The organism is Streptomyces sp. CB01580, assembly GCF_001905795.1.
Classification (GTDB): domain Bacteria; phylum Actinomycetota; class Actinomycetes; order Streptomycetales; family Streptomycetaceae; genus Streptomyces.
The window spans coordinates 34876-49560 of sequence record NZ_LIXJ01000043.1; the positions used below are offsets into that span (position 1 = coordinate 34876).

The window sequence follows — 14685 nt, forward strand, 5'->3', positions numbered from 1 at the left end:
GGGCCCGGGTCGGCACCCCGTCGGCAGGGCCCGCCCCGCGCCGCGCCGCGCCAAATGCGGTTGCCTCGTTCGCGCCCCGGTGCTGCGGTGTGCGGATGACTCTTGATCGTGATGCACTTCTGACCCTTTTCGACCGCGAGATGCGCGAGCACGCCCGCCCCGACGGCCCCGGTGTCCGGGTCGAGCGCGCCGGTGACGTCGTACGGATGACCGACCCGGCCGAGGGCTGGGGCAGCGTCGTCTGGTCGGCCCCGGACCTCGACGCCCGCCGGGCGGACGCCGCGATCGCCGCGCAGGCGGCGCACTGCGCGGCGATCGGGCTCGACGAGTTCGAGTGGAAGCTGTACGCGCACGACCGGCCGGCGGATCTGGCGGATCGGCTGCTCGCGGCCGGATTCGAGGCGGAGGAGCCGGAGACCCTGATGGTCGCCCCGGCCGTGGACCTCCCGACGGCGGTGGAGCTCCCGGAGGGCGTCCGGCTGCGCCCGGTGCGGGACGCGGACGACGTGGAACTGATGGTCCGCGCCCATGAGCGGGCGTTCGGCACGAAAGGGGCGCGGCTGCGGCACCTGGTGTCGACCAGGCTGGCCGAGGACCCCGACCACATCGTCGCCGTCCTCGCCATGGCGGGCGACGAACCGGTGAGCGCGGCCCGCATGGAGCTGTACCCCGGCACCCGCTTCGCCGGGCTGTGGGGCGGCGGCACGGCCCCGGAGTGGCGCGGCAGGGGCATCTACCGGGCGTTGGTCGCCCACCGCGCCCGGATCGCGGCGGAACGCGGCTACGGCTTCCTCCAGGTCGACGCCTCCGCCCTGAGCCGCCCGATCCTCGAACGCCTGGGATTCATGGCCCTGACGACCACGACCCCGTACCTCTACCGCGCTCGTTGATCGATCATCCACCGGGCATATCCACGCGAAACATCCCCCACGCCGCTCATGCGTGCCCGGCGGATGACAGTTGAGAGAAATCGTTGGCACCGAGTGCCTTGCCACCTGTCACGGAGTGCCATACGTTGAAGTTGTCCGGGCGGTCGGCGTACCGGGACCTCGGGTACGCCGGCTGTCCCAGCGGGCCCCCCGTCCGCGCGCCCGGACGCCTGCGTCACAGGCACAGCCTTCTGCTCCACAGAGCAGGCCCCAGCATCACCGGCCGAACCGACGGCACCACCTCCACACCTCAGCTCCCCCTCAGCTCGCGGGGACGCCCCGGCGTCCCCTGAGCGACCCATCCGCCGGAGGCACACCGTGAAGGAAATCCTGGACGCGATCCAAGCGCGGACGGAATCGTCAGGCGGTTCCGCCGCGGACCGGGCCGCCGAGTTCGCGGCCCTGCGCATCCCCGAGTCGTACCGCGCGGTGACCGTGCACAAGGACGAGACGGAGATGTTCGCCGGGCTCGCCACCCGCGACAAGGACCCCCGCGCATCGCTGCACCTGGACGAGGTGCCGGTGCCCGAGCTGGGGCCCGGCGAGGCCCTGGTGGCCGTCATGGCCAGCTCGGTGAACTACAACTCGGTCTGGACCTCGATCTTCGAACCGCTGCCCACGTTCGGCTTCCTGGAGCGCTACGGGCGGCTCAGCGAGCTCACCCGGCGCCACGACCTGCCGTACCACATCATCGGCTCGGACCTCGCCGGTGTCGTCCTGCGCACCGGGCCCGGCGTCAACGCCTGGCAGCCGGGCGACGAGGTCGTCGCGCACTGCCTCTCCGTCGAGCTGGAGTCCTCGGACGGTCACAACGACACGATGCTCGACCCCGAGCAGCGCATCTGGGGCTTCGAGACCAACTTCGGCGGTCTGGCCGAGATCGCGCTCGTCAAGTCCAACCAGCTGATGCCGAAGCCCCGCCACCTCAGCTGGGAGGAGGCCGCCGCGCCGGGACTGGTGAACTCCACCGCGTACCGGCAGCTGGTCTCGCGCAACGGCGCGGGCATGAAGCAGGGCGACAACGTGCTGATCTGGGGCGCCAGCGGCGGACTCGGTTCGTACGCCACGCAGTTCGCCCTGGCGGGCGGCGCCAATCCGATCTGCGTCGTCTCCAGCGAGCAGAAGGCGGACATCTGCCGGCGGATGGGTGCGACCGCGATCATCGACCGCAGCGCCGAGGGCTACCGGTTCTGGAAGGACGAGCACGAGCAGGACCCGCGCGAGTGGAAGCGGTTCGGCAAGCGCATCCGCGAACTCACCGGCGGCGAGGACGTCGACATCGTCTTCGAGCACCCGGGCCGCGAGACCTTCGGTGCGAGCGTGTACGTGACCCGCAAGGGCGGCACGATCGTCACCTGTGCCTCGACCTCCGGCTACACCCACGAGTACGACAACCGCTACCTGTGGATGTCCCTGAAGCGGATCGTGGGCTCGCACTTCGCCAACTACCGCGAGGCCTGGGAGGCCAACCGCCTGGTCGCCAAGGGCAAGATCCACCCCACGCTGTCGAAGGTCTACCCGCTGGAGCAGACCGGCCAGGCCGCCTACGACGTGCACCGCAACCTCCACCAGGGCAAGGTCGGCGTCCTCGCCCTCGCCCCCCGCGAGGGCCTGGGCGTGAGCGACCACGAGCTGCGCGAGAAGCACCTCGACGCCATCAACCTGTTCCGTGACGCCTCGGCGGAGCGGACCGACAAGCACAGCCGTGACGCGTCGGCGGAGCGGACCGACAAGCACAGCCGTGACGCGTCGGCGGAGCGGACCGCCCGAGCCACCCAGAACGCCTGAGGTCCCCGATGAGCGAACGCCAGAAGGACCGCCCGTGGCTCATGCGGACGTACGCCGGCCACTCCACCGCCGAGGCGTCCAACGAGCTCTACCGGCGCAATCTCGCCAAGGGCCAGACCGGCCTGTCCGTCGCCTTCGACCTGCCGACCCAGACCGGCTACGACCCCGATCACGTCCTCGCCCGCGGCGAGGTCGGCCGGGTCGGCGTGCCCGTGTCGCACCTCGGTGACATGCGACGGCTGTTCCAGGACATACCCCTGGAGCGGATGAACACCTCGATGACGATCAACGCCACCGCGATGTGGCTGCTGGCCCTCTACCAGGTGGTCGCGGAGGAACAGGGCGCCGACGTCACCGGGCTCCAGGGCACCACGCAGAACGACATCGTGAAGGAGTACCTCTCGCGCGGGACGCACGTCTTCCCGCCCGGTCCCTCGCTGCGGCTGACCACCGACATGATCGCGTACACGGTCGACCACATCCCGAAGTGGAACCCGATCAACATCTGCAGCTACCACCTCCAGGAGGCCGGGGCCACCCCGGTCCAGGAGATCGCGTACGCCATGTCGACGGCGATCGCGGTGCTGGACGCCGTACGGGACTCCGGGCAGGTGCCGGAGGAGAAGTTCGGCGACGTGGTCGCGCGGATCTCGTTCTTCGTGAACGCGGGCGTCCGCTTCATCGAGGAGATGTGCAAGATGCGCGCCTTCGGCCTCATCTGGGACCGCGTCACCCGCGAGCGGTACGGCGTGGAGAACCCCAAGCAGCGCCGGTTCCGCTACGGCGTCCAGGTCAACTCGCTCGGGCTGACCGAGGCGCAGCCGGAGAACAACGTCCAGCGGATCGTCCTGGAGATGCTGGCCGTCACCCTGTCCAAGGACGCCCGCGCCCGGGCCGTGCAACTGCCCGCGTGGAACGAGGCGTTGGGTCTCCCCCGGCCCTGGGACCAGCAGTGGTCGCTGCGCATCCAGCAGGTGCTGGCCCACGAGAGCGATCTGCTGGAGTACGAGGACATCTTCGCCGGTTCGCACGTGGTCGAGGCCAAGGTGGACGAGCTGGTCACCGCGTCGCTGGCCGAGATGGACCGGGTCCAGGAGATGGGCGGCGCCATGGCGGCCGTCGAGTCCGGCTATCTGAAGTCCGAGCTCGTCGCCTCGCACGCCGCCCGCAGGGCCCGGATCGAGAACGGCGAGGAGAAGATCGTCGGCGTCAACGTCCACGAGACCACGGAGCCGAACCCGCTCACCGCGGACCTCGACGGCGCGATCATGACGGTCGACCCGGCCAACGAGGCCAAGGTCGTCGCCGCCCTGCACGCCTGGCGCGACAACCGGGACGAGGCGCGCGCCACCGACGCGCTGGCCGCGCTGAAGAAGGCCGCAGCGGGCCGCGAGAACCTGATGAAGGCGACCGTGGAGTGCGCCCGCGCGGGCGTCACCACCGGGGAATGGGCCTGGGCGCTGCGTGACGTCTTCGGCGAGTTCCGGGCCCCGACGGGCGTCTCGTCGGCCCCCGTGGCGGTGACCGCGGAGCCCGGCACTCCGCTCGCCCTGGTCCGGGAGAAGGTCGCCCGGACGGCGGCCGATCTGGGCACCGGGCGACTGCGGCTGCTGGTCGGCAAGCCGGGTCTGGACGGCCACTCCAACGGAGCCGAGCAGATCGCCGTCCGGGCCCGTGACGCCGGGTTCGAGGTGGTCTACCAGGGGATCAGGCTGACGCCCGAGCAGATCGTGTCGGCCGCCCTCGCCGAGGACGTGCACTGCGTCGGCCTGTCGATCCTGTCCGGTTCGCACGCGGAGCTCGTACCGGACGTGCTGACCCGGCTGCGCGAGGCCGGCGCCTCGGACATCCCGGTCATCGCGGGCGGGATCATTCCGCCCGCCGACGCCGCTGCCCTGGTGGGGGCCGGTGTCGCCGCCGTCTTCACACCGAAGGACTTCGGCATCACGGAGATCATCGGCCGTATCGTCGACGAGATCCGGAAAGCGAACAAGCTCGACCCACTGGAGGTCCCCGCATGACTGCCGTCAACCGCCCGCCCGTCTCCCACCACCACCCTCAGGCGACGTCCCTGCGGGACGGCACCTCCCGTCTGCGTCCGCGCCGCTCGTGCCTGGCCGTGCCCGGCTCGAACCCCCGGTTCCTGGAGAAGGCCCAGGGCCTCCCGGCCGACCAGGTCTTCCTGGACCTGGAGGACGCGTGCGCGCCGCTCGCCAAGGAGGGCGCCCGGCACACCATCGTCGACGCGCTGAACAAGGGCGACTGGACGGGCAAGACCCGGGTCGTGCGGGTCAACGACTGGACCACGCACTGGACGTACCGCGACGTCGTCACGGTCGTCGAGGGCGCCGGCCAGAATCTCGACTGCCTCATGCTGCCGAAGGTCCAGGACGCCCAGCAGATCGTCGCCCTCGACCTGCTGCTGACCCAGATCGAGAAGACGATGGGCTTCGAGGTCGGGCGGATCGGCATCGAGGCGCAGATCGAGAACGCCAGGGGCCTGGTGAACATCGACGAGATCGCCGCCGCCTCGCCGCGGCTGGAGACACTGATCTTCGGCCCGGCCGACTTCATGGCGTCGATCAACATGAAGACCCTGGTCGTCGGCCAGCAGCCGCCCGGGTACGACGCGGACGCGTACCACTACATCCTGATGCGCATCCTGATGGCGGCCCGCGCGCACGACCTCCAGGCGATCGACGGCCCCTTCCTCCAGATCCGTGACGTGGACGCGTACCGCGAGGTCGCCGGCCGTGCCGCGGCGCTGGGCTTCGACGGCAAGTGGGTGCTGCACCCGGGGCAGGTCGATGCGGCCAACGAGGTGTTCTCGCCGTCGCAGGAGGACTACGACCACGCGGAGCTGATCCTCGACGCGTACGAGTGGTGCACCTCCGAGGAGGGCGGCAGGAAGGGCTCGGCGATGCTCGGCGACGAGATGATCGACGAGGCGAGCCGCAAGATGGCCCTGGTCGTCGCCGGAAAGGGGCGCGCGGCCGGTCTGCGTCGCACTTCCAAGTTCGAGGCTCCGGAGGTCTGAGATGCAGTTCGGACGCACTTTCGAGGAATTCGAGGTCGGCGCGGTCTACAAGCACTGGCCCGGGAAGACGGTCACCGAGTACGACGACCACCTCTTCTGTCTGCTGACCATGAATCACCACCCGCTGCACATGGACAGCAATTACGCGGAGCAGACGACGGATTTCGGGAAGAACGTCGTCGTCGGCAATTACGTCTACTCGCTGCTGCTCGGCATGTCGGTCCCGGACGTGTCCGGAAAGGCGATCGCCAATCTGGAGATCGAGTCGCTGAAGCACGTCGCGCCGACCTTCCACGGCGACACGATCTACGGCGAGACGACCGTTCTGGACAAGACCCCCTCGAAGTCCCGGAACGACCGCGGAATCGTGTACGTGGAGACCCGGGGACACAAGCAGGACGGAACGCTGGTCTGCGTGTTCCGCCGCAAGGTGATGGTCCCCACGGAGACGTACATCAAGGAGCGCGGCGGCGAGCAGCCCGGCCGCCCCGAGCCGCTCCCGGCCCCGCAGAAATCCTCCCCGAAGTCCTCGCAGAAGAACGTGGAGAAGTAGCCATGACGCGACTCGCCCAGACCTCCGGTCTCACCGATGTCCAGCAGGAGATCGTCTCCACGGTCCGGGATTTCGTCGACAAGGAGATCATTCCGGTCGCGACCGGTCTGGAACACCGCGACGAGTACCCGACCGAGATCGTCGAGGGACTCAAGGAACTCGGTCTGTTCGGGCTGATGATTCCCGAGGAGTACGGAGGTCTGGGCGAGTCGCTGCTCACGTACGCGCTGTGCGTGGAGGAGATCGCCCGTGGCTGGATGAGCGTGTCGGGCATCATCAACACACATTTCATCGTGGCGTACATGCTCAAGCAGCACGGCACCCAGGAACAGAAGGACGCCTTCCTCCCGCGCATGGCCCTGGGCGAGGTCAGGGGCGCGTTCTCGATGTCCGAGCCGGGACTGGGCTCGGACGTGTCGGCGATCACCTCCAAGGGTGTCCGGGACGGCGAGGAATACGTCCTCGACGGCCAGAAGATGTGGCTGACGAACGGTGGTACGTCCACGCTCGTGGCCGTCCTGTGCCGGAGTGACGAAGGCCACCCCGAGGGCACCGCCCCGCACAAGTCGATGACGACGTTCCTGGTCGAGAAGGAGCCCGGATTCGGCGAGGTGCGTCCGGGACTCACCATTCCCGGCAAAATCGACAAAATGGGCTACAAGGGTGTCGACACCACCGAACTCATCATGGATGGACTGCGAATTCCGGCCAACCGGGTCCTGGGTGGCACCACCGGTCGAGGTTTTTACCAAATGATGGACGGCGTCGAGGTCGGCCGGGTGAATGTGGCCGCCCGTGGCTGCGGTGTCGCACAGCGTGCGTTCGAGCTGGGCGTTTCTTACGCCCAACAGCGCCGGACCTTCGGAAAGCCGATCGCCCAGCATCAGGCCATCCAGTTCAAGCTGGCCGAAATGGCCACCAAGGTGGAGGCCGCCCATGCCATGATGGTGAATGCGGCTCGCAAAAAGGACTCCGGGGAGCGAAACGACCTGGAGGCAGGGATGGCGAAGTACCTCGCCTCCGAGTACTGCAAGGAAGTCGTCGAGGACGCCTTCCGTATCCACGGCGGCTACGGCTTCTCGAAGGAGTACGAGATCGAGCGCCTCTACCGGGAGGCCCCGATGCTGCTGATCGGCGAAGGTACCGCCGAGATCCAGAAAATGATCATTGGGCGCCGACTCCTCGAGGAGTACCGGTTCCAGGGTTGATTGTCCCTTTCAAGCCGATTTGGCAGCGAAGAAGATCACACCCTGTCATCCTCAGCCGGTGCCTTCCCGCCGTCCGACTCGGCTGCTGGCTTGCCCAGTTGCGGCTCGCAACCGATAACATCGCCGGAAAAGCCGCCGTCCCCCGTTGCCAGCGCGGCATCATCCGCTACGAAGGTCATCCATGCCCGACAGCCAAACCTCTGCACCGCGCGGCGGTGTCCGCCTTGCACGCGGAGCTTCGCCGTGGCTCCTCCCGACCGTCGCCACCGCGGCGCTCAGCCTCACCCGGGCCCGCAGGTCCGGGCGCTGGGCCGCGGTGGCCGTGCCCACCACCGCGCTCGCGGCGGGCATGCTGTGGTTCTTCCGGGACCCCGAGCGCGAGATCACGCAGGGCCGGGTCATCTCCCCGGCCGACGGCGTGGTGCAGAGCATCATGCCGTGGAAGGACGGACGTACCCGCGTCGCGATCTTCATGAGCCCGCTGAACGTCCATGTGAACCGCGCGCCCCTGGCCGGCACCGTGACCTCCGTCGAGCACGTCCCCGGCGGCTTCGTTCCCGCTTTCAACAAGGAGAGCGAGAACAACGAGCGCGTGGTCTGGCACTTCGACACCGAGCTCGGCGACATCGAGATGGTGCAGATCGCGGGCGCGGTCGCACGTCGTATCGTCCCCTACGTCCCGCAGGGTACAAAGGTGGAACAGGGCGAGCGCATCGGTCTGATCCGCTTCGGCTCCCGCGTCGACATCTACCTGCCGGAGGGTGTCGAGGTCGCGGTCGAGGTCGGCCAGGCCACTACCGCGGGGGTGACTCGAATTGACCGTGATTGATCCTGAGACCCGGACGGGCTGGGTGCCGGAGTCGGAGTCCGAGGAGGACGCTGGCGAGGACATGCCGCTCTCTCTGCGGCTGTCGATAGCGGACACCCTCACGCTGGGCAACGCCACGTGCGGCTTCATGGCGGTGTACTTCACCACCACCGGAATCCTCATTCCGCACCTCACGGGCAGCGACGAGAGCGGCATGGCGCGGCACTCCGCGGCCACCGCCGTGATCCTGATGCTCCTGGCCGCGGTGTTCGACCTCTTCGACGGGCTCGTGGCCCGCAAGCTGCGTTCCTCGCCGATGGGTGCCGAACTGGACAACCTCTCGGACCTGATCAGCTTCGGGCTCGCCCCGGCGTACTTCGTCCTCGTGTACGGCATGGTGGCGGACGACGCACACCAGCGGGTGTCGGCACTGGCGGCGATCGTGGTGCTGCTGGCGGTGGTGCTCAGACTCGCCAGATTCTCGTGCGTGACCATGAAGGACGGCATGTTCCAGGGCATGCCGAGCCCCTTCGGAGCGCTCACGGTCGTCTCGATCGTGCTCCTGGAGCTGCCCTTCGTGCCGACGCTCCTCGCGATCGTCGGGGTGGCGTGGCTGATGGTCAGCCGGGTCGAGTACCCGAAGCCGCGGGGCGTCCTCGCGGTGGCGATGCTCAGCTGGATCGTCTCCGCGATGGGGCTCCTGGCCGCGTGGGCGCTGGACGCCCCCGGCGGGCAGCTGCTCCTGCAGACCGGCTGTGCGCTCCAGGTGGTCCTGGGCGCGGTCATCCCGCTCTTCGCGACGGCCCGGAGGGTGAACACCTTCCGCGACAACCGGCGCGAGGCACGGGCGGCCCAGCTGCCGTAACCGTACAAACGCGTGTGAGAGGGCCCCGGGTGCTTCCCAGCACCCGGGGCCCTCTCACATGCACGGTCGTGTTCCCCCACGCGTGCGGCCCCTTGGTGCCCGAAGGCCCGGCGTACGCGGTGGTGGCGCGGCTCACGACGAGCGGACGGTGGCTTCGATGGCGAGGACGAGCACGGACAGCTCGTCCTCGAAGATCCGTCCGGGCGCCACGTCGCGCAGATGGGGAGCGGCGGCGGCGAGCCGCGGATGATCGCCGGTCCGCTCGGCGAGAGCCAGGAGGTCCGCGGTGCGGTGCGGGTCCACGGGGTCGCCGCGCAGCTCGCGATGGAGGCGGCCCAGGACCAGGTCGGCGAAGACCAGGTAGTGACGGGCCGCCTGCTCCTCGTCGAGGCCGGCGTCGGCCAGGACGTCCAGGGCGCTCTCCACCAGGTGCAGCGCCCCGGGTCCGACGTGCGCCCGCGTCATATGGATGTCCAGGAGCCCCGGGTAGGCGACGAGCTCGCGGCGCATGGCCTCGGCGAGCCGCCTCAGCCTGTCCTGCCACGGGCCCTCTCCGAGGTCCGGCGGCACGACGTCGCGCTCGGCGATGGCGTCCATGATGAGACCGACCAGCGCGTCCTTGTCCGGCACATGCCGGTACAGCGCCATCCTGGAGGCGCCGAGGTCGGACGCGAGCCGCCGGATCGTCAGGGCCTGCATGCCCTCGTTGCGCGCGATCTCCAGCCCCGCCGCCACGATCTGCGCGCGGCTCAGGCTGCCCCATGCGCGGCGGCGCGGCACCTCGTCCTCTGCTTCGTCGCCGGAAGGACTCATGCGGAGAACCGTACTCGAGCAGGTTGCGGACGCCTGTCCGCGGAGTTAGGTTTGCCTAACCAAAGTACCTGTGTGGCGTGGGAGGAATTCATGCCTGTGGAATGGTCCGACTGGCCTCTGCTGGAGATCCACGCCGGGGAGCTGCCGCACGACGAGGCCCGCGCACTGGTGGTACGCACGCTGGACGAGGCGCTCGACCGTGCGGAACCCTTCGCGGCCATGGTGCGCATGCCGCCCACCCCCGAGGAACGGGACACGCGCGGCGCGGTCGACCAGGTCCGGTCGGTCCGCGAGCTGCGCCCCCGACTGGCCGAACTCTGTCGCGGCCTGGTCTTCCTGCTGTCGGCCGAGGAGCAGCAGCGGCACGCGAAGATGCTCAGGTCGGGCACGAAGGTATGGGGCTGTCCGACCGCGGCGGCCGACGGTCCGGAGCTCGGCCGGGCATGGCTCCGCAGCCGGCTGTCCCCCGCGTCGGACGCGTCCTGATGCGGGTCGTCACGGAGCTCACCGCCCTGCCCTCGGGCTGACCGTGCGGCGCGGGTTCCGGGCCCGCGCCGAGCACCGGCGGGTATCGGTGCCGACGGGCGCGCCGGAGCGGCCGTGCCCTCGTCGAACGGCTCCGACGACGGTGGCGGCGACGGCTGACGGGACACGAGGTGTCAGCCGGGCACGAGCACGGCGGCCCCGCGCACCCGGTCGGCGGCCAGGTCGGCCAGGGCCCGGTCGGCCGCGCTCAGCGGGTACGGACTCACCGTGACCCGGATGCCGATGCGCCGGGCCAGGGCGAGGAACTCCCGGCCGTCCTCACGCGTGTTGGACGTGACGCTGCGCAGGTCGCGCTCCTGGAAGAGATGGCGCTGATAGTTCAGTACGGGGACGTCCGACAGGTGGATCCCGGCGATCGCGAGCGTTCCCGCCCTGTCCAGGGCCTCCAGCGCCACCGGCACCAGGTCGCCGACGGGTGCGAACAGAATCGCCGAGTCCAGCGGTTCCGGCGGACGGTCGTACGCGTCGCCCGCCGAGGCGGCGCCCAGCTCCAGCGCCAGCGCGCGGGCGCTCGCCGAGCGGGTCAGCACATGGACGGTGGCACCCTCGGCGAGCGCCACCTGGGCCGCCAGGTGGGCCGAGGCACCGAAGCCGTAGATGCCCAGCCGTCCACCCTCGGGGAGCGCGCTGCGCCGCAGGGAGCGGTATCCGATGATGCCCGCGCAGAGCAGCGGGGCGAGGTGGGCGGCGTCCTGTTCGTCGGGGAGCCCGTAGGCGAAGTCCTCCGGGACCACCGCGGTCTCGGCGAAGCCGCCGTCGGCGTCCCAGCCGGTGTAGACGGAGCGGGGACAGAGGTTCTCCCTCCCGGCCCGGCAGTACCGGCAGTTCCCGCACGTACCGCGCAGCCAGGCCCCGCCCACCCGGTCGCCGACGCGGAACCGGCCCGTCCCGTCGCCGGCCGCCGCGACCCGGCCGACGATCTCGTGTCCGGGGACGGTGCCCGGCCGGTGCGGCGGGAGGTCGCCCTCGGCCAGATGGAGATCCGTACGGCAGACCCCGCACGCCTCCACGTCCAGCAGCAGCTCCCCCGGGCCGGGGACGGGTTCGGGGCGGCGCACACGTGCCAGGGGGCCGGTGCCGATCGGACCGGGTGTCCGGACGGCCCAGCAGCTCCGCTCGGCCACGGCGGGCCCGGGGACAGCCACACGTCCAGACTGCGGCGACCGGGGCGGAGCGGCAACCGGCCCGGGTTGCGCGTCGACCGGCCCGGGTGCGCGGCCCGCCGCCGTCCGCCTGTACCAGACGTCCGGGCCGCATCGCGGGAAGCGCACCGGGCCACGAGCGGGTCGAGGCGCCGGATTCACTCCATCGGTCGTGCGAGGCGTGCGTGTCCCCGCGACGAGACGCAGGCTGATGGGCGACGGCACCGCGACGAGGGCTACCGGACGCCGAAGGTCGGGCGGACGGGCGCCGTAAGAGGTGGAGCCATGCCCCGTGTGTCTGCGCATGTCCTTGTGTCCCGCCCCGCGGAGGAGATCTTCTCGTTCCTCCGGGATCCACGGAACCTGGCCGTATGGTCGTCGAGCATAGACCAGGTGCTCGACGGCCCGGTCGCCACGGACCTCGGCGACCAATACCTCTGCAAGTTCCCCGGCAGGCGCCGGGCGCACCGCCTCACCTGCACCGCGAGCACTCCGGTCGAGTACCTGGCCTTCCGCGGCGCGCGGATGTGGACCCCGCTGGGCCGGCATTCGCCGGAACTGGAGTTCCGCCTGAGCCCGAGCAAAGGGGGAACCCTGGTCCAGTTGTCGGTCAAGCCGCACCTGGACGGCGGCATGATCATCCTGGCCCCGTTCGTGACGATGGCGTGGCGTCGTGACCTGCCGGTGGAGCTGAGGTTCCTGGCGGACCTGCTCGGCGACGGAGAGGGGAGCGACGCGGACACCGAGCCGTACGACGCGCCCGTCGGAACGTCCGACACGGCCCTGGAGCCGTCCGACGCGACTACGGGCGCCGCACGGTTCGAGCGGGACGGCGCCGCCCGGTTCGACGGGCACACCGCCGCCGGATGGTTCGACGCGAACGCCCGCACCGGACGGATCGACACGGAGACGGAGGACGGCCACGGCACGGCACCGGCCCCCGGTTGACCCGAGGAGGCCGGTGGTCCGAGGAGGGACCCGGGCCGGTGCGGAACGGGCCCCCTCGGCCGCGGAAGGCGGGCGGGTACGCAAACCGGGTCCGGGGGCGATGCCGCGAGCGGCGATGCCCGCGACGGCGGTTCGCCACACGGCCTACCGCAGGAAGTCGCGCGCGATCGTCTCGGCCGCCCGTTCCAGCAGCGGTCCCGCCTGGGCCATGGAGACGGCGGGGTCCGGTTCGAGGTCCGCGAGCGCGTACGCGCGGCTGATGCCCGCGCCGTTCAGCGCCTCGGGCGTCAGCGCGAGCCGGCCGCACACCGCCACGACCTCGACACCCGCCGCGCGGGCGGCCGAGGCCACACCCGCCGGGGCCTTGCCGTGCAGGGTCTGTTCGTCGAGCGACCCCTCACCGGTGATCACCAGGGTGGCCCGCGCCAGCGCCGGGGCGAAGCCGAGGACGTCGAGCATGACCTCGATGCCGGGCCGGAACCGGGCCCCGAGCGCGACCAGCGCCCCGTAACCGATGCCGCCCGCCGCGCCCGCCCCGGGCAGCCCGGCGTGCTCCGGACCGAGGACGGACGCGTAGTGGGCGAGCGCGGCGTCCAGGACCGCGATGTCCTCCTCGGTGGCGCCCTTCTGCCGCCCGTAGACCTCGGGGGCGCCCTTGGGACCGGTCAGCGGGTTGTCCACGTCGCTGGCGAGGATCAGGTCCACCTCGGCCAGGCGCGGGTCGATGCCGGACAGGTCCGCCTCGGCGAGGTCGGCGAGGCCGCCGCCACCGGGCCCGACCGGCTTGCCGTCCGCGTCCAGGAAGCGGGCCCCGAGCGCGGCCAGCATTCCCGCGCCGCCGTCCGTCGTCGCGCTGCCGCCCACGCCGAACACGATCGTCCGGGCACCCGCGTCGAGCGCGGCGGCCAGCAGCTCGCCGGAACCGTACGTCGTGGCCGTCAGCGGGGCGAACACGCCGGCGGGAAGGTGCTGGAGGCCCGACGCCTCGGCCATCTCCACCACCGCGGTGGTGGAGCGCAGCGCGTACGCCGCCGTCACCGGCTCCCCGAGCGGCCCGGTCACCCGCGCCTCACGGCGCTCGAACCCGGCGGCCACCGCCGCCGCCACCGTGCCGTCGCCGCCGTCCGCCACCGGCAGGGTCTCGACCCGCACCCCGGGGACGACGCGCCGCAGCCCGGCCGTCACCCGCTCGGCGACCTGCACCGCCGTGAGCGAGCCCTTGAACTTGTCCGCCGCGACGAGCACGCTCGCGGTCTCCGTCACTGCTCCGTCCGCCACCTTGAACCCCTTGCTCTTCGAACAGGCAGTCGCGCCGCCCCGACCCTATCCGCAGCGCATACCCGCTGCCCAGGGCCGTCCCGGGCCCGTACCGTGCGACTACGCTGCCCCGCGTGACCACCACTGACTACGCCGCCTACATCGCGGGGCTGCCCCGGGTGCTGGCCGCCGCGGCCACCGTCTTCCGGGACGCCCGCGGCCGGGTACTGCTCGTCGAACCGAACTACCGCGAGGGCTGGGCGCTGCCCGGCGGAACCGTCGAGTCCGACGGGGGCGAGAGCCCCCGGCAGGCCGCACGGCGCGAGACGTCCGAGGAGATCGGCCTCGACCTGCCGCCCGGGCGGCTCCTCGCGGTCGACTGGGCGCGCGGGCCGGGGCGCCCGCCGATCGCCGCATATCTCTACGACGGCGGCGTGCTCGGGGAGCGGGAGCTGAAGGAGATCCGGCTCCAGGAGGAGGAGCTGCTGTCCTGGGAGCTCGTCGAACGCGACGATCTCGACCGCCACCTGCCCGCCGGTCTCGCCCTGCGCCTGAGGGCGGCGCTGGACGTGCTCGACTCGGGCGGCGGCCCGGCGGAGCTGGAGGACGGCCGTCCGGTGACCGGCTGACTCGCGGGGCTTGTCCTGACCGGCCGTCAGCCGGTGAGCTAGTGCCGTGACCGGCAAGGTTTGCCCGGAAGGAGCGGCGTCCGGTGCGTGCGATCGCAAGGCGGCCGAAAGCCCTCGGATGGGGTCTCCCCTGCTCGAACGAAGTCGAGAGCTTGGGGAAGG

Annotated in this window: 14 protein-coding genes; 11 read left to right on the forward strand and 3 right to left on the reverse strand. The window is 71.0% G+C overall.

Annotation, left to right across the window (positions count from 1 at the left end; all coding sequences use genetic code 11):
- Positions 1-95: 95 nt before the first annotated feature.
- From AMK22_RS34920 to pssA, 8 genes are all read left to right on the forward strand, one after another.
- On the forward strand, positions 96-890 hold the full coding sequence (locus tag AMK22_RS34920) for a GNAT family N-acetyltransferase (protein ID WP_073791547.1): 795 nt from the start codon (positions 96-98) through the stop codon (positions 888-890).
- Positions 891-1247: 357 nt separating this feature from the next.
- The gene (gene ccrA, locus AMK22_RS34925; protein WP_073791549.1) at positions 1248-2717 is read left to right on the forward strand and encodes a crotonyl-CoA carboxylase/reductase; all 1470 of its coding nucleotides are present in this window, start codon (positions 1248-1250) and stop codon (positions 2715-2717) included.
- An 8-nt stretch (positions 2718-2725) separates the two neighbouring features.
- Positions 2726-4738 (forward strand): protein meaA, encoded by a 2013-nt coding sequence (locus AMK22_RS34930; protein ID WP_073791550.1) that lies wholly within the window; start codon positions 2726-2728, stop codon positions 4736-4738.
- Positions 4735-5754, forward strand: a complete 1020-nt coding sequence (locus tag AMK22_RS34935) for an HpcH/HpaI aldolase/citrate lyase family protein (RefSeq protein ID WP_107430712.1) — start codon at positions 4735-4737, stop codon at positions 5752-5754. The genes AMK22_RS34930 and AMK22_RS34935 overlap by 4 nt, the downstream gene beginning before the upstream one ends.
- 1 nt (position 5755) lies before the next feature.
- Positions 5756-6307: a MaoC family dehydratase gene (locus tag AMK22_RS34940; RefSeq protein WP_073791552.1), complete on the forward strand. Its 552-nt coding sequence runs from the start codon at positions 5756-5758 to the stop codon at positions 6305-6307.
- Positions 6308-6309: 2 nt separating this feature from the next.
- A complete protein-coding gene (locus AMK22_RS34945) occupies positions 6310-7515 on the forward strand; it encodes an acyl-CoA dehydrogenase family protein (RefSeq protein ID WP_073791553.1) in 1206 nt (401 codons plus the stop codon).
- Positions 7516-7696: 181 nt separating this feature from the next.
- A complete protein-coding gene (locus tag AMK22_RS34950; protein ID WP_073791555.1) occupies positions 7697-8344 on the forward strand; it encodes a phosphatidylserine decarboxylase in 648 nt (215 codons plus the stop codon).
- The gene (gene pssA / locus AMK22_RS34955) at positions 8331-9188 is read left to right on the forward strand and encodes a CDP-diacylglycerol--serine O-phosphatidyltransferase (protein WP_424862406.1); all 858 of its coding nucleotides are present in this window, start codon (positions 8331-8333) and stop codon (positions 9186-9188) included. The genes AMK22_RS34950 and pssA overlap by 14 nt, the downstream gene beginning before the upstream one ends.
- A gap of 132 nt (positions 9189-9320) precedes the next feature.
- Here the strand turns inward: pssA and AMK22_RS34960 are convergent, their stop codons facing one another.
- Positions 9321-10001: a TetR/AcrR family transcriptional regulator gene (locus AMK22_RS34960; RefSeq protein WP_073791558.1), complete on the reverse strand. Its 681-nt coding sequence runs from the start codon at positions 9999-10001 to the stop codon at positions 9321-9323.
- A 90-nt stretch (positions 10002-10091) separates the two neighbouring features.
- Between AMK22_RS34960 and AMK22_RS34965 the strand changes: the two genes are divergently transcribed.
- Positions 10092-10487 (forward strand): hypothetical protein, encoded by a 396-nt coding sequence (locus AMK22_RS34965; protein ID WP_143203643.1) that lies wholly within the window; start codon positions 10092-10094, stop codon positions 10485-10487.
- Positions 10488-10660: 173 nt separating this feature from the next.
- Here AMK22_RS34965 and AMK22_RS34970 read toward each other — a convergent pair whose 3' ends face one another.
- Positions 10661-11692 carry a zinc-binding alcohol dehydrogenase family protein gene (locus tag AMK22_RS34970; RefSeq protein ID WP_079186571.1) on the reverse strand — a complete coding sequence of 344 codons (1032 nt, stop codon included), beginning with the start codon at positions 11690-11692 and terminating at the stop codon, positions 10661-10663.
- A 282-nt stretch (positions 11693-11974) separates the two neighbouring features.
- Here AMK22_RS34970 and AMK22_RS34975 point away from each other — a divergent pair, with 282 nt between their 5' ends.
- Positions 11975-12637: an SRPBCC family protein gene (locus tag AMK22_RS34975; protein ID WP_073791562.1), complete on the forward strand. Its 663-nt coding sequence runs from the start codon at positions 11975-11977 to the stop codon at positions 12635-12637.
- 144 nt (positions 12638-12781) lie between these two features.
- Here AMK22_RS34975 and AMK22_RS34980 read toward each other — a convergent pair whose 3' ends face one another.
- Positions 12782-13915 carry a glycerate kinase gene (locus AMK22_RS34980; RefSeq protein ID WP_199883405.1) on the reverse strand — a complete coding sequence of 378 codons (1134 nt, stop codon included), beginning with the start codon at positions 13913-13915 and terminating at the stop codon, positions 12782-12784.
- A gap of 113 nt (positions 13916-14028) precedes the next feature.
- Between AMK22_RS34980 and AMK22_RS34985 the strand changes: the two genes are divergently transcribed.
- On the forward strand, positions 14029-14523 hold the full coding sequence (locus AMK22_RS34985; RefSeq protein ID WP_073791565.1) for an NUDIX domain-containing protein: 495 nt from the start codon (positions 14029-14031) through the stop codon (positions 14521-14523).
- Positions 14524-14685: the final 162 nt, after the last annotated feature.